Source organism: Lysinibacillus sp. (assembly GCF_032093475.1).
Classification (GTDB): Bacteria; Bacillota; Bacilli; order Bacillales_A; family Planococcaceae; genus Lysinibacillus; species Lysinibacillus irui.
This window is the reverse complement of sequence record NZ_DAMDAY010000003.1, coordinates 77,127-100,765: the sequence shown is the minus strand read 5'-3', so window position 1 is coordinate 100,765 and position 23,639 is coordinate 77,127. Positions and strand designations below refer to the sequence as shown.

The 23,639-nt window shown below is 35.8% G+C and carries 26 protein-coding genes; 4 read left to right on the top strand and 22 right to left on the bottom strand.

What is annotated here, in order from left to right; translation table 11 throughout:
• Both RT445_RS01695 and RT445_RS01690 read left to right on the top strand, forming a co-directional pair.
• Positions 1-292 (top strand): L-2-amino-thiazoline-4-carboxylic acid hydrolase (locus tag RT445_RS01695; RefSeq protein WP_313469467.1); only part of this gene is annotated, 292 nt, incomplete at its 5' end.
• Between the two features lie 5 nt (positions 293-297).
• Entirely contained in the window at positions 298-1,509 is a 1,212-nt protein-coding gene (locus RT445_RS01690) for a Zn-dependent hydrolase (RefSeq protein WP_274794885.1), read from the top strand.
• Positions 1,510-1,555: 46 nt separating this feature from the next.
• Here the strand turns inward: RT445_RS01690 and RT445_RS01685 are convergent, their stop codons facing one another.
• From RT445_RS01685 to RT445_RS01670, 4 genes are all read right to left on the bottom strand, one after another.
• Positions 1,556-2,077, bottom strand: a complete 522-nt coding sequence (locus RT445_RS01685) for a GrpB family protein (RefSeq protein WP_274794886.1) — start codon at positions 2,075-2,077, stop codon at positions 1,556-1,558.
• A 6-nt stretch (positions 2,078-2,083) separates the two neighbouring features.
• Positions 2,084-2,788, bottom strand: a complete 705-nt coding sequence (locus tag RT445_RS01680; RefSeq protein WP_274794887.1) for a class I SAM-dependent methyltransferase — start codon at positions 2,786-2,788, stop codon at positions 2,084-2,086.
• A gap of 392 nt (positions 2,789-3,180) precedes the next feature.
• Complete coding sequence (locus tag RT445_RS01675) at positions 3,181-4,020, bottom strand: hypothetical protein (protein ID WP_274794888.1); 840 nt, start codon at positions 4,018-4,020, stop codon at positions 3,181-3,183.
• Entirely contained in the window at positions 4,010-4,534 is a 525-nt protein-coding gene (locus RT445_RS01670; protein ID WP_312506573.1) for a sigma-70 family RNA polymerase sigma factor, read from the bottom strand. Before RT445_RS01670 ends, RT445_RS01675 begins: the two co-directional genes overlap by 11 nt.
• A 139-nt stretch (positions 4,535-4,673) precedes the next feature.
• Here RT445_RS01670 and RT445_RS01665 point away from each other — a divergent pair, with 139 nt between their 5' ends.
• Both RT445_RS01665 and RT445_RS01660 read left to right on the top strand, forming a co-directional pair.
• A complete protein-coding gene (locus RT445_RS01665; protein ID WP_274794890.1) occupies positions 4,674-5,456 on the top strand; it encodes an ABC transporter ATP-binding protein in 783 nt (260 codons plus the stop codon).
• Positions 5,453-7,075 carry a hypothetical protein gene (locus tag RT445_RS01660; protein WP_274794891.1) on the top strand — a complete coding sequence of 541 codons (1,623 nt, stop codon included), beginning with the start codon at positions 5,453-5,455 and terminating at the stop codon, positions 7,073-7,075. The genes RT445_RS01665 and RT445_RS01660 overlap by 4 nt, the downstream gene beginning before the upstream one ends.
• Before the next feature lie 59 nt (positions 7,076-7,134).
• On the opposite strand, the gene RT445_RS01655 is transcribed toward RT445_RS01660, so the two are convergent.
• The 18 genes from RT445_RS01655 to RT445_RS01570 form a co-directional block, all read right to left on the bottom strand.
• Entirely contained in the window at positions 7,135-7,677 is a 543-nt protein-coding gene (locus tag RT445_RS01655; RefSeq protein ID WP_312506574.1) for an AAA family ATPase, read from the bottom strand.
• 41 nt (positions 7,678-7,718) lie between these two features.
• A complete protein-coding gene (locus tag RT445_RS01650) occupies positions 7,719-8,333 on the bottom strand; it encodes an ABC-2 transporter permease (protein WP_274794893.1) in 615 nt (204 codons plus the stop codon).
• Between the two features lies 1 nt (position 8,334).
• Positions 8,335-9,192: an ABC transporter ATP-binding protein gene (locus RT445_RS01645; protein WP_274794894.1), complete on the bottom strand. Its 858-nt coding sequence runs from the start codon at positions 9,190-9,192 to the stop codon at positions 8,335-8,337.
• Entirely contained in the window at positions 9,192-9,569 is a 378-nt protein-coding gene (locus RT445_RS01640) for a GntR family transcriptional regulator (RefSeq protein ID WP_274794895.1), read from the bottom strand. Before RT445_RS01640 ends, RT445_RS01645 begins: the two co-directional genes overlap by 1 nt.
• 305 nt (positions 9,570-9,874) lie before the next feature.
• A complete protein-coding gene (locus RT445_RS01635; protein WP_274794896.1) occupies positions 9,875-10,150 on the bottom strand; it encodes a transporter suffix domain-containing protein in 276 nt (91 codons plus the stop codon).
• 38 nt (positions 10,151-10,188) lie between these two features.
• On the bottom strand, positions 10,189-10,890 hold the full coding sequence (locus RT445_RS01630) for a YwqG family protein (protein WP_312506575.1): 702 nt from the start codon (positions 10,888-10,890) through the stop codon (positions 10,189-10,191).
• 156 nt (positions 10,891-11,046) lie between these two features.
• Entirely contained in the window at positions 11,047-12,690 is a 1,644-nt protein-coding gene (locus RT445_RS01625) for a DUF4179 domain-containing protein (protein ID WP_274794898.1), read from the bottom strand.
• The gene (locus RT445_RS01620) at positions 12,677-13,210 is read right to left on the bottom strand and encodes an RNA polymerase sigma factor (RefSeq protein WP_312506576.1); all 534 of its coding nucleotides are present in this window, start codon (positions 13,208-13,210) and stop codon (positions 12,677-12,679) included. Before RT445_RS01620 ends, RT445_RS01625 begins: the two co-directional genes overlap by 14 nt.
• A 242-nt stretch (positions 13,211-13,452) precedes the next feature.
• Complete coding sequence (gene tlp, locus RT445_RS01615; protein WP_274794900.1) at positions 13,453-13,689, bottom strand: small acid-soluble spore protein Tlp; 237 nt, start codon at positions 13,687-13,689, stop codon at positions 13,453-13,455.
• A 128-nt stretch (positions 13,690-13,817) separates the two neighbouring features.
• Positions 13,818-15,029 (bottom strand): MFS transporter, encoded by a 1,212-nt coding sequence (locus RT445_RS01610; RefSeq protein ID WP_313469461.1) that lies wholly within the window; start codon positions 15,027-15,029, stop codon positions 13,818-13,820.
• Between the two features lie 143 nt (positions 15,030-15,172).
• Positions 15,173-16,171, bottom strand: a complete 999-nt coding sequence (locus tag RT445_RS01605) for a LacI family DNA-binding transcriptional regulator (protein WP_274794902.1) — start codon at positions 16,169-16,171, stop codon at positions 15,173-15,175.
• A gap of 75 nt (positions 16,172-16,246) precedes the next feature.
• Positions 16,247-17,245 (bottom strand): ureidoglycolate dehydrogenase, encoded by a 999-nt coding sequence (gene allD / locus RT445_RS01600; RefSeq protein WP_274794903.1) that lies wholly within the window; start codon positions 17,243-17,245, stop codon positions 16,247-16,249.
• Positions 17,246-17,260: 15 nt separating this feature from the next.
• On the bottom strand, positions 17,261-18,268 hold the full coding sequence (locus RT445_RS01595; RefSeq protein ID WP_312506577.1) for a zinc-binding alcohol dehydrogenase family protein: 1,008 nt from the start codon (positions 18,266-18,268) through the stop codon (positions 17,261-17,263).
• The gene (locus RT445_RS01590) at positions 18,256-19,521 is read right to left on the bottom strand and encodes a mannitol dehydrogenase family protein (protein WP_274794906.1); all 1,266 of its coding nucleotides are present in this window, start codon (positions 19,519-19,521) and stop codon (positions 18,256-18,258) included. The genes RT445_RS01595 and RT445_RS01590 overlap by 13 nt, the downstream gene beginning before the upstream one ends.
• 13 nt (positions 19,522-19,534) lie before the next feature.
• The gene (locus tag RT445_RS01585) at positions 19,535-21,034 is read right to left on the bottom strand and encodes a UxaA family hydrolase (RefSeq protein ID WP_274794907.1); all 1,500 of its coding nucleotides are present in this window, start codon (positions 21,032-21,034) and stop codon (positions 19,535-19,537) included.
• 21 nt (positions 21,035-21,055) lie between these two features.
• Positions 21,056-22,321: an MFS transporter gene (locus RT445_RS01580; RefSeq protein WP_312506578.1), complete on the bottom strand. Its 1,266-nt coding sequence runs from the start codon at positions 22,319-22,321 to the stop codon at positions 21,056-21,058.
• Positions 22,322-22,357: 36 nt separating this feature from the next.
• Positions 22,358-23,191 (bottom strand): SDR family oxidoreductase, encoded by an 834-nt coding sequence (locus RT445_RS01575; RefSeq protein WP_313469457.1) that lies wholly within the window; start codon positions 23,189-23,191, stop codon positions 22,358-22,360.
• Positions 23,175-23,639, bottom strand: a 465-nt coding sequence (locus RT445_RS01570) for a zinc-binding dehydrogenase (protein ID WP_313469455.1), incomplete at its 5' end; no start/stop codon positions are given. The genes RT445_RS01570 and RT445_RS01575, both read right to left, overlap by 17 nt.

Genomic DNA, 23,639 nt, shown 5'->3' with positions numbered 1-23,639 from the left:
AAACGGCCTAGAAAATTCAGTGGATAACTATTTAACAAACTATGATATGGGCCGTAGTGATTTATTTGAAATTGAAACCGTCTATAAAGAAAATGAGGTAGAACAAACATTTACTCACTGCCCACTAGGTCAACAATGGGCTGATGATGATATGGGCAAATACGGCATTTTATATTGCAAAGTGATCGACCCCTCTATTGCCAAAGGGTACAATAAAAATTTAGAGGTGGTTCATGACCAATTTGTCTTGCGTGAAGGTCAATGCCACTTCCAATTCCAAATGAAAGAGTGATTGTCATGATTAATGGAGATAGACTCTTACAGCATCTTCAAGACTTAAGCCAAATTGGCCGTAATGAAGCAACAGGTGGTATTAATCGTTTCTCGTTCACGCCGGAAGAAAAGCAAGCCATTGAGTTAGTCACAACTTATATGGAACAAGCAGGAATGCGTGTAACAGTCGATGCAGTTGGAAACCTTATTGGAACTTATGGTGAGGGTAATGAAACCATAATGCTAGGCTCTCATATTGATACAGTACCAGAAGGCGGTAAATATGATGGTGCATTAGGTGTGCTAGCGGCAATTGAAGTGGTACATACTATGCACGAGCAACAGTTACTACCTTCAAAAAAAATTCAAGTTGTCGCCTTTAAAGATGAGGAAGGTACGAGATTTGGCTTTGGTCTACTTGGCAGTAGCGCAATGGCTGGCCTATTAACAGAGGAACAATTACAGCATAAAGATGAAGTTGGCATCTCCATTGAAGAGGCAATGAAGGAATTCAACTTGACTCCTTATCCTTTAATAAATGCACAACGTAATGACATTACAGCTTATTTAGAAATGCATATTGAGCAAGGAAAAGTATTAGAGAATGAAGATCTACCCGTCGGTGTTGTAACAGGCATAGCAGCCCCATTATGGCTAGAGGTAACCGTAACAGGTGTCAGCGAACACGCTGGTGCAACACCTATGCCGCTTCGTCAGGATGCGCTAACTGCAGCAAGTGAAATGATTTTAACTATTGAGCAGCTATTAAATGACACAACTGAATCTGTCGCAACTGTCGGCAAGTTGACTGTCTCTCCAAATGGCACAAACGTTATTCCTGGCAAGGTCACATTCTCGATTGATCTACGGGATATTGACGAAAATAAAGTAAGTACATTAGAGGCTGCCATATTGCAACAACTGCAACTGATTGCTAAACGAAGACATGTCACATTGACTTCTAAAGTGTTACAGCGCATTAAACCTGCAAAAACAAATACAGCGCTACAACAACAATTAGCTACAAGCATTGAAAAACAGGGAATACGTCCTTACTCCCTCATCAGTGGTGCTGGGCATGACGCCATGAATATCGCGGAAATTGCACCGATTGGGATGTTATTCGTCCGTTCAAAGGACGGTATTAGTCACAATCCTTTAGAATACAGTTCAGATGAAGATATTATTGTAGCAACTAATATTTTTTATGATACCGTTGTCGAGCTTGCTAGATAGACTATTTATAAAAGAAAGCCATTCTCTATATTGTTGAGAATGGCTTTTATAGTAAGTCTTCAACTTTTGCCCTAGCAATAATTTTTTGAATGAACGGCCCTTTTTTCTTGGTATAGGTTTGGCGATCATACTGAAAGTGATTAGCAAGCTGTTCTTTTAACGTTTCATATTCTTTCGCTGCTTGAGGATTTATTCGGAGATAATCTCGGAACAGGCATTTATCATTCCACTCTTTACTGTTATATTCACATACATGTAAATGACATGTTCCTTGGCCCCATAACCCTTTTCTAAAAAATCTTCTATCCATTAGCTCTAGCTTCGGAACGTATTCATAGTCAATATTACTTAGCGCCTCTATTAATTCTGGCACCTCCTCTATACTTTTGACGCCTAGTAGAATATCAATAATGGGCTTGGCCTTCAAACCTTTGATAGATGTGCTACCGATGTGCTCAATCCCTAATAATGCATGTCCAATAACTTTTTGAATTCTTCTTTTCTCATATAAAAATTGTTCTTCCCAATTCAAGTCATACTCTGACAATACCACTTTAATTTTTCTCATCTTTGTTTACCTAGCTATTTCTTTTTTAAATAATCCTACAATAAATCCATCTAATCCGAAATATAGATCATCCGTAGACCTAGATAACATTTTTCTTATTTCTATCTCCTCTAAAAAGTGAAATATTTCTTTTAATTGATTTTGTGTATAGCCAAGTCCTCCCTCTAAACTTCGTTTTAAATATACTTCTTCATCCGTCATGGCAGAACCGCCATATGCACCATTTTCCTCAAACAAGCATAAAGCAAAGTAGCCACCTGGTTTTAATAATTTATCAATCATATCTATATAACTAACACGACGATGTGGCGCTATATGATGAAAACATCCTGAATCATAAATAAAGTCAAAACTATTCTGTTCATAATCCAACTCAAAAATATTAGCGCAGACGAATTCTATATTGACATTTTCTTCATTCATTCTTCTTTGAGCCCATTTCAGTGCGTTATCGGATATGTCCACTCCAACCACGGAACATCCATTTTTAGCTAAATAAATAGCATTTCGTCCAGCACCACAGCCAATTTCCAACACTTTACCAGGATTAATCATATTCTTCTCAAAGTAGTGTACAAGATTTTCGTCAGGCTTATTCACAAAGAAAGGAATATTTTGAAATGTATCATAAAAGTCATTCCAGAAATGTTGGGGCTCACGCAACAAACCGTCTAATAAAACAAGCAAATCTTCATTGGATTTAATTAACATTCCATACCTCCCAATCTTCCCTTTACAACATTAATTATATGGGAATTGCTAAATACAATACCAGCTTCAAAATACCCGAAATATCCCATGTACAATAAGTAGAGAAAATATGATTTTCTCTACTATTTATTAGTATCACCTAATCCTTCTTTCATCCGGATTCAACTTTTCTAATAGCTGATAAATCATATCTTCATAACTGTGGGCTTCTTTATAGGCCCGCTCAACTATCTGCCCCCTCTTAAAACCCAATCAAAATTGAAAACCTTTATTTTTCTTTTTTAGAACGTCCAGACAAATGGTGATGAGCAATTTTATAAAGCCAAGAGAAAAAGAGACCGTATAAGAAAATTGATGAATTAAATTCGGAGAAATTAATTTAGTGGTCACGATTAAAAGATTTTGCCATTTTCATCACAGTAAAATTCAATGGTAAACCTCTTCTCGTATTGTATTGTATTTAGCTCAAATATCCCCTCTATTTGAATACTAAATGTTCGCCCATCGTCAATTAACGCTGTTTTATAGGAGGTTTGCTTCCACGTTCCTGATTGCGTTTTTATTAGGCTTGTAGAAACATTTTCAACAGAAGAAAACAGTTGGCGTTTGTGGGATGCATCATATTGCGTTTCAAAATCCCCTGTTACTTCAACAGTTCTTAAAATATCAGGGAAGTACATATAGGTTTTTTTAGTAGTACTACCATCGTCATTGGTAATTACAGGTTCTGGTGTAATCAGGTAGTTATTAATTCTTTCGCGTTCTGTGGCTAAATGTTGTTTTACCCAAGATTGAACATTCTTTTTAAATTCTTCAGGTGAAATCCAATATTCATCTTCGAAATCCTCCATTGGTCCAACAGCAATGTTTAAACCTGATTTCAGCGCCATAGCCTCCTCTATAATTTTTACATATTGCGCATAGTACTGTTTTTTTATTTCTTCTGTTAGAGGTGGAAGTGGCTTTATAGCAGTACTTTCTACTAATTGAGACTCATCACGCGTATCTGTAGTAGCTAAGGGAGAATCTATTGTAGTTTTCTCTACTGTTTGAAGAGTAGGTAAGAGACTAATTCCAATTAGGACAACTGCAAAAATAGAAACCACCAAAGGTTTCCACTGATATTTATAATTAGGAGATTGGTTTATTTTAGCCAAAATATCTGCTCTATCTTTCTTTGTAAATTTAATAGACGTAGGTATTGATTTCTCCAGTTCATTTTTAATACTCATATTCTAAATTACCCTCCTCTATCGTTATTTTTGCTAATTTCCGCCCTCTAGCTAACCTGGTTTTAACTGTGTTGGGAGAGCATTTTAACACTTCAGCCATTTCTGCTATTGATAATTCAACATAATAGTGGAGCCAAATTACTTCTCGATATTTGATGGGTAAAGAATTCACTATTTGCCCTATAGACTGATTTTGCTCTTGGCGTAAAACATCTAGTTCAATAGAGTCTCTTTTTAACCAATTTTTCACTCTTTCTGTCACTTCAAATTTTTTATAATGCCAGCTTTTTAAGTAATTTTGACATTCATTCACTGCTATTCGATATAAATATGTTTTAATAGTAGAACGTCCTTCAAAGACATCAAGGCTTTTATAAAATTTAATAAAAACTTCTTGTAAAAGATCCTCCGTCTTCTGAATTTCTTTTACATATGTATAAATTAATCTTTTTAAATAATCCCCATGTTGATCCATTACTTCATAAAGCAATTTTTCTTTGTCATCAGTTGTCATAATAAACCCTCCCTTCTTATAAAGTTAGACAAAGCTGGAAATGAACTGGTTTCATTTTACCAAAAGGAATTTTTCTACTTATAAGTATGCTATAGTGTAGTTATGGTAAAATTTCTAGAAATTAGAAAGGAGCTAGGAAATGGAGGAAATTTTAACGATTACGAATTTAACGAAGAGTTATGGGAACAAGGAAATCTTAAAGGGGATTGACCTTCATGTATCTAGAGGAGAAATTATTGGCTATATTGGCCCAAATGGCGCTGGGAAAAGTACAACTGTAAAATTAATTTTAGGGCTTGAGGGAGATTATGGCGGAGAAATCAAGCTTTTTGGAAAAACCATAGAGCAGGATCAAATTGATTATAAGCGGAAAATCGGGTATGTTCCTGAAATTGCGGATGTTTATGATAACTTAACAGGCTATGAATATTTAACATTTATTGGGCAGCTGTATGGACTGGAGCTTGAGGAGGCATCTGACAAATCGAAATCGCTAATGGAACTGTTTGGTGTTGGTGAAGCGTATCATTCTAGAATTTCTTCTTATTCAAAGGGTATGCGACAAAAACTACTAATCATTGCAAGCGTCATACATAATCCAGACCTACTATTTTTAGATGAACCGATTAACGGCTTAGACGCAAACAGTGTCATGATATTTAAAGAAATCTTAACTCAGCTAGCTGCCCAAGGAAAAACCATCTTCTACTCATCTCATATTATGGATGTCGTTGAAAAAATCAGTAGTCGTATCATCCTGCTGTATGATGGGAAAATTGCTGCGGACGGAACATTTGCCCAATTACAAGCTGATAACATGGAAGGAACGCTGGAAAGAATTTTTAACCAGTTAACTGGATTCCATGAACATCAGGAGATTGGAGAAAAGTTTGTCTCCATCGTACAAGGAGTGTCATTATGACGGATTTTAAAACACTTCAATTGCTTGATATATTTCGATGGCTTTTTGTAAAAATGGGCATTGATTATGACATGATGAGAAAAATTCTACAACTTAAACTAACGATGGATGAGCGTAAAGTACCCACACTATTTCAACAGAATAAAAAGAAAGACGATCAAAAATTTGGCTATATTAAGTCTCTATGGATTTATGTCTTATTCGGACTTATACTCATCCCACTTATGGGATTTGGTCAAAACTTTCTTTTTCAAATGAGTATTGCCTTTGCAATGATCTTATTTTTAATTATGACTTCTTTGATTTCTGACTTTTCTTCTGTGCTCTTAGATGTGCGAGATAAAAGTATACTTTCGACGAAGCCGATTTCTGCTAGAACTATTAATGCCGCAAAATTTATGCATATTTTTATTTATTTATCCTATTTAACAATGGCCTTAACAGCTATCCCCCTTGTTATCAGCCTCTTTACGCAAGGAATTGTATTTTTTATTTTAACAGGTTTTGAAATCATACTCATTAATTTATTTATCGTGGCGTTTACTGCCATTTTATATATCGTTATCTTACGTTTCTTTGATGGCGAAAAGTTGAAGGATATGATTAACTATGTACAAATTGCACTATCTCTGATGCTCATGATTGGTTATCAAGTGCTGATTCGATCATTTGAATTTGTTAACTTAGATATGGTGGTTTCGTTTCATTGGTGGAGCCTCTTCCTCATCCCGATGTGGTTCGCCGCTCCGTATGAATTAATACTTCATGGTGACACATCCTTATTAACAGTAATCTACAGTATCTTAGCAGTGATTATTCCTATCATCTCTATTTGGTTATATATCAAACTCATCCCAACGTTTGAACGCAATCTTCAAAAACTACTAAGTACAAGTAAATCTAAAAAAGAGAAGAACAATAGACTCAAATCATTGTTATTATCTCTTATTTGTAGAACACATGAAGAACGAGCCTTCTATCGTTTTTCCACTCTGATGATGAAGCAAGAGCGAGAGTTTAAGCTCAAAGTCTATCCTTCTTTAGGTTTTTCATTTATTATCCCATTTATTTTTATCTTTACCTTTAGCAGATCTGAGGAGATTGACTACTCGAGCAGTATGGGCTACTTAACGATTTATTTTAGTATGCTAATTATACCTTCTGCAGTGCTTTTCCTTGGTCATTCTGCTAAATATAAGGCCGCTTGGATCTATAAAACACTTCCGATTAAAGATTATATAGGTTTACAAAAAGGTAGCTTAAAGGCCTTTTTAATTAAATTGTATATACCTTTATATATCGTACTAAGTATTGTATTTTGCTATATTTACGGCGTTCGAATTATCCCAGATTTGTTAGTGGTTTTAGTAACAAGCTGGCTATATACGGTCTTCTGTTTTGTTATGATGAGCAACAAAATACCCTTTACCAGACCCTATGATGAAATTGGAGATGCTCAAGGCTGGAAAACAATGTTGTTGTTTATCCCTTTAGCTATGCTGGCAGGTTTACACTTTTTAATCGCTAGTCAGGTTACTTTCGGATCCACTGTTTATTTCATTATGCTTTTCTTTATCAATATGGTGATATGGAAAGTTGCTTTTAAATCTTCTTTGTAATTAAAAAAACGGCTGGATTCCCTTTATTCAATGGGATTAGCCGTTTTTTCTTCTTAAAACTATCCGTTTAGCAAGTTTTTTAGTTCACTTAAAACAGAATCTACTTGAATCTCGTTTGTTACATAAAATTCTTTGTATGCATGTTCTACACTTTTCTTTAGCTGATAATCTTTTTGTGAGTTAAGAACATCCTTAAAAGTTTGAACGGTTCGCAAAATAGAGGTATCACGCCTCGCCTCATTAATTCTAGATTCCAGTATTTCTATAGGTAAATCAAATTTGACAATGATGATGTGAAATCCGCTATTATTAAACCTTTGTATAAGACGGTTTCTATTAAATTCGTTTAAATTAGAATTACATAACACAATATAAAACTTCGTATGATCTACCGCATATTGTACGAGTGTTTCTGTTAATTTATATTTAATCGTATTTTCCCCATTATTCGGGATTAGCTTAGAATAAGAATCATATAAAAATTGTGCTTGTTGATCTTGATCTATCACAATACAATTTTGGCACATCTGCTCTAAACTTCGTGCAAATGTAGATTTACCACTGTGTGTCTTACCAATAGTCAGCACACAAAATCTAGTCATGGTAACACCCCATTCACTTTTTTAGTACCTCATTGAAAGTTTTAAAAAGCTTTCCGCTCATAAATACGTATCGATAGCAACCATGAGCTAATAAATAACAGAACAGTAATGATTGTGGCAAAAAGGTATAGTTGTAGTTCCTGTACAGTCATAAAATTTTGCACTAGGGTTCTTAACCTATCATTAAAGTTAGGAACAAAATAATTTATTACGACCATATACATTCCAACTAAAGCAATACAAATAATAGTTAGATACTTGGTTTTAAATTTATAGGATATCGGTAAAATAAATGATATGGCAATCATAACGAGACCCATATTAAGTAATATTTCTTTCCACAATATTAATACCACTGTTCCATTTAAAAGATAATTGGCTAAATACGTATAGCATATGAATAATCCTGTAAAAATTAACGCTCCAATATATTTTGAACTAACAATTTCTTTTCGTGTATAGGGTAATGAATTAAGTAAGATGTTGGCATTATCTTTTTCATCACTAGAGAAAGCATTTAAAATAAAAACAACACTATAAACAAATACTATAAATACCGGAGAAACATTAACCAGTAAATAAAGTAGAATAGTAGCTATGTAGATGATGAGCGTGTTTTTTTGGATTAAGATATCCTTTAGAATAAGATTCAGCATATTACCACCCCTTCTTTGTATAATACATAATATCTTCAAGCGTGGGTTTTTCTACAACAACGGTATCACCAAATATAGTTTTAATACGATGTTTCTCATTCGCTAACGCTTCAAATCCGCTGTTTGTTTTGCGAATGGACACGAACTCCTGCTCCGTTTCACGATCTAATAGATCAAGTGTCCCTTTGACGACGGCATAATCCTCTTCAATCTTATAAAACTCCTTCGTAAATATATGCTCACCTTGGTGAATAAAGGTTATATAGTCTGCAATGCGATCTAAATCTGTTGTAATATGTGTTGAGAAAAATATAGTTTTTTCTTCATCTTGCATTAATTCATGTAAAATATTTAGAAGCTCTCTGCGAAAAATAGGGTCAAGACCTGACGTTGGCTCATCCATAATAATTAATTCCGCATGGTGAGCTAAGGCAATCGCTAATGATGCCTTCATCTTCATCCCCTTTGAGAAGGTTTTCATATTTTTGTTCAGAGGTAACTCAAACTGTTCAATATACTGCTGAAATGCCTTGTCATCCCAGTTTTTATAAGCTGGTTTAATGATTCTTTTCATATCATTTAGTGTGATATTTTCATAAAAAATATTCTCATCATAGACAAAACCGATTCGCTCTTTTATTTCTTTTTCGTGTTTCTTATAACTCTTACCGAAAATAGAAATGGTCCCACTATCCTGCTGTAATAAATTCATAATCATTTTAATTGTGGTCGATTTCCCTGCTCCATTCCCTCCTATAAACCCTGTGACAAAACCTTTCTTAACGTTAATCGAAAGATCTTTTATTTGAAAACCTTTAAAAGATTTTTGTATATGTTGTAATTCAATAACACTTTCCATCACTCATCCTCCGTATACAATAAAGTAAGCATTTCCTTTAACTCAACTAAGCTAATATCCATTTCCTTCGCATTTTGAATCGCCACTAATAACTTTTCCTCAATAGCCTTCATTTTTCTTTCCTTCATGATTTCTGTATTTTGTTCAGAGATAAACGAACCTTTTCCAACAATAGAGTAAATAAAGCCGTTTTTTTCAAGCTCTTCATAAGCTCGTTTCGTTGTAATGACACTAATTTCTAAATCCTTTGCTAGCTGGCGCATGGAAGGTAATGGATGCCCCTCTTGTAATTCACCTGTTAAGATCGATTTTTTAATCTGCGCATATATTTGTTCATAAATAGGCTCTTTTGAACTGTTTGAAATAATAATTTGCATGCAATTACCTCTTCGTGAAATATTGTATATATACTTTATATACAATATATACACATTAAACCAGATTTGCAACTATAATTTACTTTTATTTAGCAATTTTGTGTAACTATCCCCACTACGCGACCAAGACCCACAATAGGGATATAGTTACCGTGAAGAGAAAAAATAGAGCATATAGCCAAATTAATGACTATATGCTCTCAGTTTTTAAAATATAAATTTTTAACGAATTGATCCAGCCATATATGAACAGTCGCTTCAGGAGATGTAATGAAGCGATACAAAAATTCAAACAAGTGCTTTGATTATTGCTTCGATTTCGTGTCGTCTTTTTCTCGCCATTTTTTAGGGTTGAGGTAACTTTTAAATTTGTTAGCTACTTCCTTCCCAACAAGTAGAGCACCTAGCCAAAACATGATTTCAGCTACAATAATACTTCCTGGAATAAGCCCAGCCTTTACTTTTGTAGGTATGGGTGTGAATGGTGTAATGATTGGGACTAACCATAGCGAAAGAGAAAAAATAATAACGCCTATACCAAGCTTATAGGTAAAGGATTTTTTGTTTTCAGTAGAGGGCATAACATGAATCTCCTCATTTAATTTAAAATAGTTCTATTTTACAAACTATAAATATAATAATATAGCTTGGAGAAATCCTTAGCTTTTAGGGCTTCTCTTTCAATAAAGAATTGCATTGTACCTGAATCTAATATCATGGCATAGGTCTTTTTATCATTACCTTCCATATCTAATTGAAACAGCAATTCGGCATGGCTATTATGTTCATCAAAACTATTTTTATCCATGAACGCATAGCCCCCTATCTTTGTGCCACTACTATCCGTTTTATCAAAATACTTACCATACTCAGGATCCTCCATTGGTAATTCATAGTGAACTGAACGTGGATCAGTATAAGGTACTAACTCCTCCTGTAAAGTAGCTTTTAATGCATAAGGGCCACCAAAGATGATCGGTTCACATAGCTCATACTCCTCTTCTTCTTCAGAAAAAGGCTCAATATCAACGGAGGTTTCAATTTCCTCATAGTACCTACAATAATAGCCATCCTCATAAAGACCATAATCCTCATCTGCCAATACAAAAAACTGCAAAAGACCATGCTGTGGGTAATTTTCTAGCTTAGGTAGCTGTGAAAAATTAAGCTGTGCCAAAAACATATAAGGTGTTCCACTCTCATGGATGGGGAATTCATCACCCGGCTTACAATAAGGTTGACCACCTAGTTTACTGTCCGTGTATGTAACCGGCTCTTCTACTGCTTGCAAGACAATCGCTTTTTTCAAAGAATGTTCCATTTCAAATTTCCTTTCTTCCTCATACTAAGAGGTAAATCAAACTAATAATCGTGTGCAATTCTAATGTAACTTATTTAATTATACATGTGCGGTAACTCTATAAAAATAAAATCCCACTCATTTGAAGTATCCAAATAAGTGGGATTGGTAAGCCTTTTATTTCAAAGATTGTAGTGGCACACGTAGCTCTGCATCTGGGTGGTTCGTAGTATATTTCCAAACATATATATCAAGATCTTTACCTTTGAAATTCTTATACTCATCTATATTCTTATTATTATTATCACCGAGAAATCCTACTGTGAGAGGCATCCCATAATTTCGATCTTTATGGTCTAGGTAATAAGTTTGACTGACACCACCAAACGTTGGATCAGAGCTAAAGGATTCAACGTAAAGGTTATTGTCCTTCTTATAATACGTCCATGTAATTGGAAAATCCCCAATCGTAGATGTTTTAATTTGAGGTTTCTCTGATATGTCAGTCAAACGAATCGGTTTATGATCGCCATCTTCTACATCTACTCGGTGTTTGGCTACTAAGGTTATAGATTGTTTCGCCAACATCGACACATCAACCCCCGTCATTTCAAAGCGAAGTTCTACTTTATAGGGATCATTTTCTACATCCCATCTTCCTCCATCTAATAGTACTCCTCCAATATCCAGTTGATAATCCATATAAGGTTGATGAGCATATCTCTCTTCACTTGTCAGAATTAATCGAACTTGTGTTGGTGTAACTTTCATTTCATGAATTTTTGTTCCACCAGGGACATTTTCTAAAGGAATATTTACCACTTTTCTAAATGATCCTTTTTTCAGTTGCTCTTTGGTCAGATTCATCTCAATACTCCAAGTATCCTCTGCAACACCTAAAGTATGTTCATACGCCAGTTGAAAATTTGACCCTTTGGTTTTTAAGCTATCTTTAGTAAAAATTTGTTGACTCAAGTATTCATCTGTTGCTCCAGGAGTACCAAAAACAGGTGTTTCCGCTTCTTGTATAGGTTGATTCTTATCATCTAAAGCCTTGATACGTACCCACTTGTTCTTCATTTTAGCGTCTGTAAACGTAACGGCTGATTGAAGGAGTATTTTCCCCTCTGGTTGTTCAAAAGCTTGTATAGTTACATTATCAATTCCATCCTTTTGAATAGTGAAAACCTGCGTATTAGTATCATTAGGATTATAGTTAATTGACTTCTCTTCATTACCAATCGAATGAATATTTTTCATCGAGAAATTAATATTGGACTTCTGGTCATCAGCAACCCAGTCTGTCTCAAAATATCCTTGGAAGAGGCCGAGATCTTCATTCCAAAGATGTGCATAATTTCCTTTAATAAAATCTCCGTTAGAGTCTGTAAGACCAATTTGATCAAAACTAACATCCTTTCCTTTCCAAGAGGCGTCAGGTTTTAAACTATACAAAAGGAAGGTTCTGTTTTCATCAATAAACACCGTATGTACGGTTAGCATAAACCCACTCTTCGTAACAGATTGTTCAACTTTTTGGCCTAAGCCCTGTTCTAAAGCAGACTGAATTCCCTCTCTATACGAAAGTATGTTAGACCAGTCATAATTCAATGCTGCATAGACAGGGGTAGCCATTAGAGCCACAGCTAGGCCCGCTATTAAAGCAAATTTCTTCCTTCTACGAGGTCGAAGTTCGATTGGTTCTTCTAAAGTCTTTAACTCATCTTTCTGGATACTGCTCCACATTTGATCAAAATCAGGATACTGTACATTATTGGTTGTCTTCATCTTGCTTTTAAGCTTCTTCTCAATGCGTTCCAAATTGATTCTCTCCCTTCAACCAAAGGTTTTGATTTCGCTCCAGTTCTTTTCGCATGATTTTCAATGCTTTATGAAGCCTAGATTTTACTGTGCCTACTGGGATCTTTAATGTTTCTGCAATTTCTGCTAGCGATAATTCTCCGATATAGCGGAGAGTGATAACAGCCATCAGCTTTTCTGGTAGCTGCTTTAGAAGATCTTCCCACTCCTCCTCTGCTGCTTTTTCCAGTACAATGGTGTCGACAGATTTAACTGATGCCGTAGTCTGTTCGTGGAGCAATTGAATCTGACTCTGTTTTTTCAGGTGAGATTGCTTTCTTTTTAGTAGATTTAAGCATTGATTCATTGCAATACGCATAATCCAAGCTCTTATGTGTTCAACGCTTTTCCAATCCTGACGAAAGACGATGACAAAGACATCATGGCAAAGATCTTCTGCATCTTGGGTGTTCCGTAGCATGTAATAACAAGTACGGTATACATCTTTGTTGTATGAATCGAATAATTCACGTTCAGTCAATTTATGGCACTCCTTTCTGCTTGTTCTAACTTATAAACAAATGACTATTAAGAAAGGTTCATTTTTTTAGATTTTTCTATGTAATTTAATTATAAAAAGCCACCATAACATGAAGCATGTTGAAAATAAAAAAGCAGATGGCCATATAGAAATCCTGATAGGACATCTAAACCATCTGATCAATGATATCTTACCCTTATGGGAAGTCGATGTTTTATTTCTTTATTTCCAACAATACAGTACTACACTTCGCCATTTTTACGTGCTGCCATTTCATCTTTCATTTCATCTTTCAACGCTTCTATCGATTGTTTACGACGCTCATTTTTTTCTTTTACCATTTTACTTTGCATAGGATCTGCAAACTCCATACTAATTTCTGCTTCATGAAGTTTTTCTTCGGTATTTTTAATAATACCCTGAATTCGTTCAACATTATTGGATCGATCATCTGGTTTTCGTTGTCTTGAATTAGCCATGTTAACCTCCTAAAATTTTGACATAACATTATTCTAGGTTGTTTTTTTGATTATATGAGTGCTAACTTTTACTAAGAGAAATTCTCTTTAACATGACTAATACTAGCTAAAATTAGAGTGGTCCTACTTCAGACAATCTCTTCTTTCAAACCCTCATATGCTGATTTTGAATGCATAAATACATATAAAATAAGCGAGATAAAAATAGCGACCGCACCAAATACGATACAAACCATTTGTAGCGAAAACCATTCGGCTAGCAATCCTAAAGCTAAAGTAAAACCAATTTGCAGTACATTTATTACCATTGTTGAAACACTGCCAAACCGCCCCATGATAGCTGTTGGAACACTTAATTGATAAAATGTACTATAGCCTGCATTACAAAATGACATACATATCCCTAAGGCAATAAAACTAATAATTGCTAATGTAACATTCGGTGATGAGTAAAATAATGTGTAGCAGATCATTGTCAGGAGCAGACCATAAACAATATATTGTCTTGTCGAAAACTTTTTAGCATATCGTGCAGCCATTGCTCCTCCAATAATGGCACCAATTCCTGCAATACTGACAATTACACCATATAGACCATCTGAAGCTTGTAAGTTCTGTTTAATAAATGTAGCTTCTTGTGAGTCTAATGCAAAAGCAATCATTAAAGCACCTTGAAAATAGAGAAAAACTTTTGCAAAAGCGCCCTCTTTCTTTGTAAATGAATAGACAACACCATAATCCTCTTTTAGCATTTGCCAAGTAATGCGCTGTCGATGCATGTTCTGATGATCTTCTACTGCTGGAAGCTTAAAAATCGAGAAAGCACAGACAAAGAACGTCAAGGCGTTAAACCAAATCGCAACAGATACACTGGATATTGCAATAATAAACCCAGCCAATGCAGGTCCAATTAAAAACGAGCCAGAGCTAAACATTCCTAAAATTGCATTAAAGGATTGTTTATCTTCGTCTGGAATATATTTTGAAATATAATAGGTACTACTCGGTCCAAAAAAGCTACTTACTATATTAGATAAAAATAATACGCAATAAATAAGCCAAATCGAGGATGTAAACGGTAACAATAAAATCAATATGCCACGAACAATATCACTATAAATCATCAATTTTTGTTTATTGGATCGATCAATAATAGAACCTGCAAAAAAGCTCGTTATAATACGCGCAATTGGCCCCACAATAAAGATACTAGCCATAGCTGCTGGGGACTCTGTTAAGTGCCAAACTAATAAATTAAGGGCAACTAAATTCACCCAATTTCCCAAATATGAGAAACCAATGCCAAACAGAATGAGACGATACTTCCTAATGGTGCTCATAAGTCTCCTTTCTATCATCCAAGAATGAATTATTGGTCTTTTTTTACATAAAAGTATTCCTTTAGATAATCATATCTATCTATGAATTACAGTGCAACTAAAACAAGCAACCCTAGCTAAATGCATAGCTTTGGGTTGCTTGTTTAGTTTGTTGAATCTCGCTGAATTAAAATCGGTTTAAAGCGATATAATTTTTGTTCATCAGCTAGTGGTTCTTTTTTGATTTTTGCTAGGAGCAACGAAGCCGCCTTCTGAGCCATTGGTAAAATGGGCTGCTTCAAGGTTGTAATGGAAGGTGTTAAAAAATTTGCATATGGTACATCATCAACAGCGATTACTTGTACATTATTTGGCACATGTAAGTTTCTTTTTTTAATATAAAGCATTAATTCCTGAAAAATACGATCATTTGCCGCAATAATTCCCTTTGGTGGTTGTTCCAATGTAAATAATTGATTGAATATCTCTGTCATCTCAGCTGGCTCACCATTTTTTATATAGCGCTCATCAATCAACAGATTCCTATTTCTGAGCGCTTGTCGAAATCCTTCTAAACGTTCTACACGAGGAGTAATCGGTAAGGCTAAAGAAGTAGTGATAATGGCTAATGGTTGTTTTTGGAACGTCTCTACCGCCATATCCATTGCAGAAAAATTATCAAGCAACACAGCAGGAATATCTACTCCCTCAATAAATCGGTCAATAAAAACGATTGGCATTGCTTGTTGATGAAGTCTTATATAGAGATTTTTATTTTCTCCCGTTGGAAAAACGATTAAGCCATCCACCTGTTTTTCTAGTAAGGTTTCGATATGCTTTTTCTCTTTTTTAGGGTTATCCGCCGAGTTACATACAATCATATGGAAGCCTTCTTTATCGAACTCTGCTTCCAATGCATTAATAATTTTTGTTGAAAAGTCATGGATTATATTCGCTACTATAATACCTATCGTAAAGGTGGATTTCTGTTTTAAGCTACGAGCCATTAAATTTGGACGATATTGCAAAGTTTCAATAGCTTCTTCAATTTTCTTACGGGTCTCTACACTCATATATTCATATCGCTTATTTAAAAATTGAGAGACGGTACTATTTGAAACATTTGCATATTGCGCAACATCGGCAATTGTTGTTTTTTTCACTAAAATCAATCTCCTACCTATAAATATGAAAACTCTCCTTGGTATTATGTAGCATAGCATACTTTACTAGTTAAATTAACTATTCAAATAGTTATACACTTGTTCAGGTAAATCAATGCCCTTTTCCATTGTTTCCGCACTTCGTTTCTGTTCAATTTCGCCTGGTACCAGTACTTGATCAAAATTTGGTGCCGTTGGAGCATCATGTAATTCATTAATCATTTGTGAGATATTTGCTTTGAATTGATCAATATCTCCAAAAATATTTGGATCTAATACATATAAATATTGTCCTAGATTACGCTTTTGTTCGTAATCACCATACATTTTTGAAATATGTGGACCAAAAGCTGCACTTGCTAAAATTCCGGAGAGAACATCTACTACAAGTGCCATACCATATCCTTTTGCCCCTGCAAACGGTGTTAAAGATTTTACTTGATGAGGATCTGTAGTTGGCGCCCCTTGTACGTCAACTCCCCATGTATTAGGGATTGTCTCTCCTTTTTCACGTGCATATAAAATTTTCCCGAGGGCCACATTACTTGTTGCCATATCCAAAATGATTGGTTTATCGTCTGTTGGAAAACCGTAAGCTATCGGATTCGTGCCAAAATAAGGCTCTTTTCCTCCAAAAGGGACAACTGCTGAGTCGGTTTGAGAGCACATGATAGCAATTAAATTTTCGCTCGTAGCCTGTTCAAGGAAATAGCCGAGTGCCCCACAATGGCTGCTTTCTTGAATAATCGTTGTACATGAGCCATGTTCCTTTGCTATTTTAATCGTTTCATCCATTGCTTCCTTACAAATAACATGTCCAAAACCATTATCCCCCTTAAATAGAAGGTGATTTGTGCCACGCTTTTCAACTGAAAAATTTGGGTTTTTCGTTATGCCCCCTGCCTTTAAACGTGTTATATAATGTTCCACACGCATAACGCCATGAGAACTGACACCACGTAAATCTGCATAAATCAAAACATCTGCTACTTGCGCCGCAGTTTCAGCGTCAACACCATGAGCTGTGAATTTTTGAGCAACTAATTCTTTTAATGCTGATACAGAAATATTCATTGAAAGTCCTCCCCATTATTTAAAATAAATTTGCGCTTTGTTCGTGTTATATTGTTTTGCCTCAAAGTAAGAAATCGCTTCGTCAAATGCAATATTTTTCGTAACATAGCCTTGCTTTATCGCTCCTGACTGCATATAGTTCATCACTGTCTCAAAATCTTCTAAAGTAGCATTTCTACTACTCTTTAACGTTAATTCCTTTGAATGAAATTCAGGATCATTAAATGTAATGGTCTTCTTCATTAAACCAATAAATACTAATGTGCCGCTATTTTCTACGTATTGGAATGAAGATTCCATTGATTGTTGATTACCTGTTGCATCAAAGACAACTGTAGGAAGTTCACCATTAAATTTTTCATGTAACTGCGCCATTATGTCATGGCTACCAACAATCACACCATCCGCTTCCGACCATGCCTGTCCTTCTTTTAAACGTTCTTCGTTCAAATCCATTAATACTGTTTTTGCACCGCGTAACTTAGCAAAACGTGCTGCTCCTAATCCAATTGGCCCTGCACCGATAACAAGTACCGTATCATTTTCTGTTAGTTCCGAACGACGTACTGCATGGGCACCAATAGCTAATGGTTCCACAATGGCTAATTGGTCACCTGATACAGCATTATCTGTAATGACAATACTGTCATCAACTACGATATATTCGCCCATACCACCATCCATATGTACACCTAATACTTTCAAAGATTTACAGCAGTTTGTTTGACCTCGACGACATGCAACACACTCTCCACAATGAATGTATGGAATAACTGTTGCACGATCTCCTACGTGGATGTCCTTAACTGCTTCACCGACTTCCTCCACGATAGCAGCTAGTTCATGGCCTAACACTCGTGGATAACTAAAGAATGGCTGTTCACCTGCAAAAGCATGTGTATCTGTTCCACACACGCCAATATGTGTGATTTTTAATAGAACATCATGACTTTTTTTAATAATTGGCTTGTCTACCTCACGTTCCACCATTTGAAATGGTTCATTAATGATCAATTGTCGCATGCTATTTCCTCCAATAATCTATGAATTGTGGATAATTGCTGAATAACCTTAGTTGCATCACACTGGAAATGTTCTTCAATAAATTGTTGCATTGGCTCTGTTTGACCTTGTTCAAAATGGTTATGGATTTCAGTCAGTATTTCAATAATCTGATCCGATTCACGCATGGAAAAGCGTCTTGGATTCATTGCATAGATTCCTAACGCTAAAGCTTGATAGTATATTTCTGTTTCGGCGTATGGTGCAATTCGCGTTTGCCACTTTGATAACTCATTTAATTGAATATCATATAGCTGATGCTCAATAAATGGATTTAAAAAACGTTCAAAAACATCTTGCTGATAGTGTTCATCCACTTGAAATCGTTTGGTAAAATCATTTGTTACTTTTTCAATAAATGCTCGAATACCTGTGTTAGAAAATGCATCTCTTACAGTTGTATATTGAAAAATTTTCCCAAATGCTGAAAGCAAAATATGACTACCATTTAAAATGGCAACTTTGCGTTTCCGATACATGTCTAAATCATCAAATACAAAAGGTAAATCATTATTTGTTGGCCAATGTTTAAACGGCTCTTTCTGATCAATTACAAAAAGGAAATAGGGTTCACAAACTGTATAAAGGGCATCTTCACCGTGATAATCTTGTGGATAACCTGTTACAATACGGTCTACTAGTGTATTACAAAAAGTTAAAGTAGCAAGCCATTCATTAAATGCTGTAGGCAGGTTCCAGTCTTTAGCATGCTGTAGGCAAATAATTTTTAGGGTAGAACCATTCTGTTCTATTAATTCCAGAGGCACAATGGCCAGTTGTTTTTCACCTTGAAAATGATTGAAATATTGTTCTAGGAAGACTGTTAACTTTGCTGCATAGCTTGTTGGACAGGCAGTTGGATAAGGGATATTTTCGTAATAAATTCCGGCCTCTGTTGTATTTGACACAATCATTTCAAGTGTTTCTGACTGCGCATATTGCAAAAATGAATGCCAGTTCACATATGGATGAATAGTATCTTGAATAACCTTAACGGTGGTTTCTTCTTCTACAACCTCACCATTTTTTAACCCTCGTTCCATCACAGTGAATTGCAACTGTTGTTCTTCTAGTTGTTTGACCGTTTTTCCTCTTGCTGTCGCTGCAACGGAAACGATACTGCAAGGAACTTGAAGTTTTTCAACCGCTAGGTCAAAAAAGCCTCTAATAAAATTCCCATCACCTATTTGCATAATTTTAATAGGATGCTTCATGTCATTTTCTCTCCTACATCGTCACGCCATCTTTAAAAATGGCGATTTCTTTGAAACCATACTTCTCATTATTCGTTTGTACTTCACCTGAAGCTAACGCTAATATATACTCCATAAATCCATCGACTACTTCATCCATAGGCTTACCATCCACTAACTGCCCTGCGTTAAAGTCAATCCAATTTTTTTTGCGTTCATAAAGTGGAGTATTTGTTGAAATTTTAACTGTAGGTGTAGGTCCTCCAAACGGTGTTCCCCTACCTGTTGAGAAAAGAACAATTTGGCAGCCTGTTGCGGCAAGTGCTGTTGTTGATACAAGATCATTTCCTGGGCCATTTAGTAGATGTAGCCCCTTTGTTGACATACGGTCGCCGTAATCAAGCACCTCTTTTATTTCTTGGAATCCACCTTTTTGAATACAGCCAAGTGACTTTTCTTCCAATGTTGTTATTCCACCCGCTTTGTTTCCTGGAGAGGGATTTTCATATACAGGTTGATTATATTTCATAAAATACTGTTTAAAATCATTTACTAAATGCACAATATCCTCGAAAACAGCGGCATCTTTTGCACGTTCCATTAAAATCTGTTCAGCACCAAACATTTCTGGAACTTCCGTTAACACCGTTGATCCACCTGCTGAGATTAATTGGTCAGAGAATAGGCCAATCATCGGATTAGCTGTAATGCCAGAGAAACCATCACTACCACCACATTTCAAACCAATTTTCAGTTCTGAAATAGGTAATGCTTGTCTTTTAAATGTCGTCACATAGTCAAAGGCCTTTTCCAGCAATTGTTGACCCTCTTCCATTTCATCTGCTGACTCTTGAACATTTAAAAAGGCTACGCGTTGTTCGTCATAATGCCCGACTGTTTTCTTAAATAACTCAATATAATTGTTCTCACATCCAAGCCCTAATACAATGACCGCCCCTGCATTAGGGTGGTGAACCAAATTAGCTAAAATTTTTTGTGTATACGTTAAATCATCACCCAGTTGTGAGCAACCATATGGATGGGCGAAATGCTGTACACCATCAAAATTGTCAGCCTTTAATAATTGATTGCCTAACTTCGCCAAATTTTCAGCTACCTTGTTAATACAACCAACCGTATTAATAATCCAGATTTCATTCCGCACGCCAACCTGACCATCTGTTCTACGATAGCCCTTAAACGTGCGCTGTACATGACGAGGCTCTGCTATGGGATGTGTTTTGGGTTTAAATTCATAGCTTAATTCTCCTGATAAATTGGTTTTCATATTATGTGAATGAACCCAACTACCTAATGGGATTTCTTCTGTCGCATGACCAATTGGAAAACCATATTTTGTGATATGTGTATCTTTAGAAAGAGTTGTGATGGCAATCTTATGCCCACGTTGTACTGGTTGCTGTAACGTTATTTCTATCCCATCCAATGGAAGTAAAAAGCCTTGAGGAAGATCACTCAAGGCTATGACAATATTGTCCATCGGATGGATTTTAATAACTGACTGATTGTTCATTTGAATCCATCCTTTCTATTTCTAAGCTATTTCTTTATGAACTATTGGTGTAACAAATTTAATAACTGCTAATGAAGCGATGACTGCTAAGCCACCTGCAAGTAGGAAAGCAGCAGAGAACGTTCCTGTTTTATCTACTAGGAAACCTGTTAAAGTTGGTCCAATAATCCCCGCCGTGTTTGCAAGAAAATGCATAAATCCACCAACAGATCCAACATACTTAGATTCCACCACATCATTAATAATGGCCCAGTAAATAGCCCCTGTTAAATATAAGAAGAAAACGGAAGTGGCAACAAGCGCAACAGCACTAATTGTTGTTGTTACAATACCTGCACAGCCAATAGAGATAGCAGCTAAGAATAAGCATGTAACTAGAACGACTTTACGAGAGAATAAAACACCCTTACGCATAAAGCGTTTATAAATGAAATCTGATACAATCCCACTCAATGCTAAACCTAGGAATCCTAAAATCCATGGGATAACTGTTACGATACTCATATCTTTAACAGCCATGCCACGAGCTTCCACTAAGTAGCTTGGGAACCAAGTCAAGAAAAAGAACAGAATATAGTTATAGGCAAAAAATGAGAAGGCTGTAAATAATACTGTAGGCTGTTTTAAATAATAAGACAGGCCACGACTATGATTGATATCTTCTGCTGCAATTTCTAATTGTGCCATTGATTCTACACTGTCTTCTTTGTTCGGCTTTTCTTTTACTACTTTAAACCATACAATTGCCCAAATAAATCCAAGGATCATGATCGCAATAAATGAATACTTCCAGCCATATGCTAATGCTATATAACCAACAATTGGACCAGCGATCGCACCACCGAGTGGCGTACCACTATTGGCTAGCCCTACTACAGAGGCACGTTTATCCGCTGGGAACCAGTTATTCACCATTTTATTTATGGTTGAGGATAGTGGCCCTTCCGCCATACCAAATACAATACGAACAATAATTAATGAAGCAAACCCTACTACTAATACCATTGCTCCACTGAATAAAGACCATACAATCATTGCTACAAATAGCGTTAACTTGGCACCAAATTTATCGGAAGCCATTCCACCTAAGAAATTGAAAATGGCATACCCAACAGAGAAGCTACTAAAGATAATCCCTAATTGTGTTGACGTTAGATGAATATCTTCTTGAATAAATGGTGCTGCAATTGATAATGCTGAACGGTCTAAATAGTTAATTACACCCGCTAAAAATAGCATGACAATAACAACCGTTTTGCCATCTCCAAAAATACCTTGTTGTTTCATATCATTCACCCCTAAATTTGAAATAAATCCCCTCTGTTAAACGCCGGAGTAAGCCATAAATCCACCATCAACAGGAATCGTTACGCCAGTGACAAATGCTGAGTATGTATCATCAGCTAAAAATAATAATGTTCCTAATAAATCTTGTGGTTTTCCAAAACGCTTTTGTGGTGTAGCTGTAATAATTTTTTCTGAACGGGTTGTTAGTGATCCATCTTCAGTCAGCAATAAATTACGGTTTTGTTCAGTAATAAAAAATCCAGGTGCGATGGCATTAACTCGTAGACCTGCTTCTGCAAAATGCACAGCCATCCATTGCGTAAAGTTATTAATCGCTGCTTTTGCCGCGCTATATGCAGGCACTTTTGTCATAGGGGCATAGGAACTCATGGATGAAATATTAATAATCGTCCCCTTCGTTTTCAGCAATGCTTCTCCAAAAACTTGAGAAGCTATAAACGTACCTGTAAAATTATTCGAGAATACGCTTTCAAAACCGTTTGCCGTTAATTCAAAGAAATTGGGTGTAATTGATTCTTCTTTATATACTTCATCAGCCGTAATAGCATCTGGATGATTGCCACCCGCTCCGTTAATAAGAACATCAATTTGACCATAACGCTGTAAAATTGCTTGTCTCGCTGCTATTAATGATTCTTTGTTTAAAACATCCACAGTAAAATTAATAGCTTCTCCACCATTTTCTTTAATCGATTGGACGACTGCTTCTCCTTTTTGTGCTGTACGATTTAAAATGGCAACTCGCATACCTTGCCTAGCCAATTCCCTTGCCATCTTTGAGCAAAGAACACCACTACCACCTGTTACAACGGCAACTTTATTTTGTAATGCTTCATGCACCTTTCTCACCTACTTTTAAAATAACTTTACGTACTTCATTTGGGTTTTTTTCTATATATTCAAAGGCTTCTTTTGCTTCATGTAATGAGAAAGTATGTGTAATTAAACCTTGTTGCTGTAGCTTCCCAGCATCAACAAGCTTCACTACGTTTTCAAATTGGAATGTTTGTAAACGTGATCCTTTTATCGATAATTCCTTTTTCGTGATTGGTAGGGGGGCAAGCTCAATGGCTTCCTCTCCAAAGCTAAGAACTACCACTCTTCCAGCAACTGAAACAGCATCGATCGATTGCTTAAATGTTAGTGGAATACATACCGCATCAATAGATACATTGACACCTACTCCATCTGTCCATTGATTAACAGCCTCTAATAAATCTTGTTCCTTTACATTGACAACTTCATCCGCTCCAAGTTCTTTTGCGTATGAAAGCTTAGCTGGATCCAAATCAGAAAT

Coding starts and splice junctions, on each gene's coding strand:
- RT445_RS01690 (WP_274794885.1), top strand. CDS start 298: ATGATTAATGGAGATAGACTCTTACAGCATCTTCAAGACTTAAGCCAA.
- RT445_RS01685 (WP_274794886.1), bottom strand. CDS start 2,077: ATGAGAAAAATTAAAGTGGTATTGTCAGAGTATGACTTGAATTGGGAA.
- RT445_RS01680 (WP_274794887.1), bottom strand. CDS start 2,788: ATGTTAATTAAATCCAATGAAGATTTGCTTGTTTTATTAGACGGTTTG.
- RT445_RS01675 (WP_274794888.1), bottom strand. CDS start 4,020: ATGAGTATTAAAAATGAACTGGAGAAATCAATACCTACGTCTATTAAA.
- RT445_RS01670 (WP_312506573.1), bottom strand. CDS start 4,534: ATGACAACTGATGACAAAGAAAAATTGCTTTATGAAGTAATGGATCAA.
- RT445_RS01665 (WP_274794890.1), top strand. CDS start 4,674: ATGGAGGAAATTTTAACGATTACGAATTTAACGAAGAGTTATGGGAAC.
- RT445_RS01660 (WP_274794891.1), top strand. CDS start 5,453: ATGACGGATTTTAAAACACTTCAATTGCTTGATATATTTCGATGGCTT.
- RT445_RS01655 (WP_312506574.1), bottom strand. CDS start 7,677: ATGACTAGATTTTGTGTGCTGACTATTGGTAAGACACACAGTGGTAAA.
- RT445_RS01650 (WP_274794893.1), bottom strand. CDS start 8,333: ATGCTGAATCTTATTCTAAAGGATATCTTAATCCAAAAAAACACGCTC.
- RT445_RS01645 (WP_274794894.1), bottom strand. CDS start 9,192: ATGGAAAGTGTTATTGAATTACAACATATACAAAAATCTTTTAAAGGT.
- RT445_RS01640 (WP_274794895.1), bottom strand. CDS start 9,569: ATGCAAATTATTATTTCAAACAGTTCAAAAGAGCCTATTTATGAACAA.
- RT445_RS01635 (WP_274794896.1), bottom strand. CDS start 10,150: ATGCCCTCTACTGAAAACAAAAAATCCTTTACCTATAAGCTTGGTATA.
- RT445_RS01630 (WP_312506575.1), bottom strand. CDS start 10,890: ATGGAACATTCTTTGAAAAAAGCGATTGTCTTGCAAGCAGTAGAAGAG.
- tlp (WP_274794900.1), bottom strand. CDS start 13,689: ATGGCTAATTCAAGACAACGAAAACCAGATGATCGATCCAATAATGTT.
- RT445_RS01610 (WP_313469461.1), bottom strand. CDS start 15,029: ATGAGCACCATTAGGAAGTATCGTCTCATTCTGTTTGGCATTGGTTTC.
- allD (WP_274794903.1), bottom strand. CDS start 17,245: ATGAATATTTCTGTATCAGCATTAAAAGAATTAGTTGCTCAAAAATTC.
- RT445_RS01595 (WP_312506577.1), bottom strand. CDS start 18,268: ATGCGACAATTGATCATTAATGAACCATTTCAAATGGTGGAACGTGAG.
- RT445_RS01590 (WP_274794906.1), bottom strand. CDS start 19,521: ATGAAGCATCCTATTAAAATTATGCAAATAGGTGATGGGAATTTTATT.
- RT445_RS01585 (WP_274794907.1), bottom strand. CDS start 21,034: ATGAACAATCAGTCAGTTATTAAAATCCATCCGATGGACAATATTGTC.
- RT445_RS01580 (WP_312506578.1), bottom strand. CDS start 22,321: ATGAAACAACAAGGTATTTTTGGAGATGGCAAAACGGTTGTTATTGTC.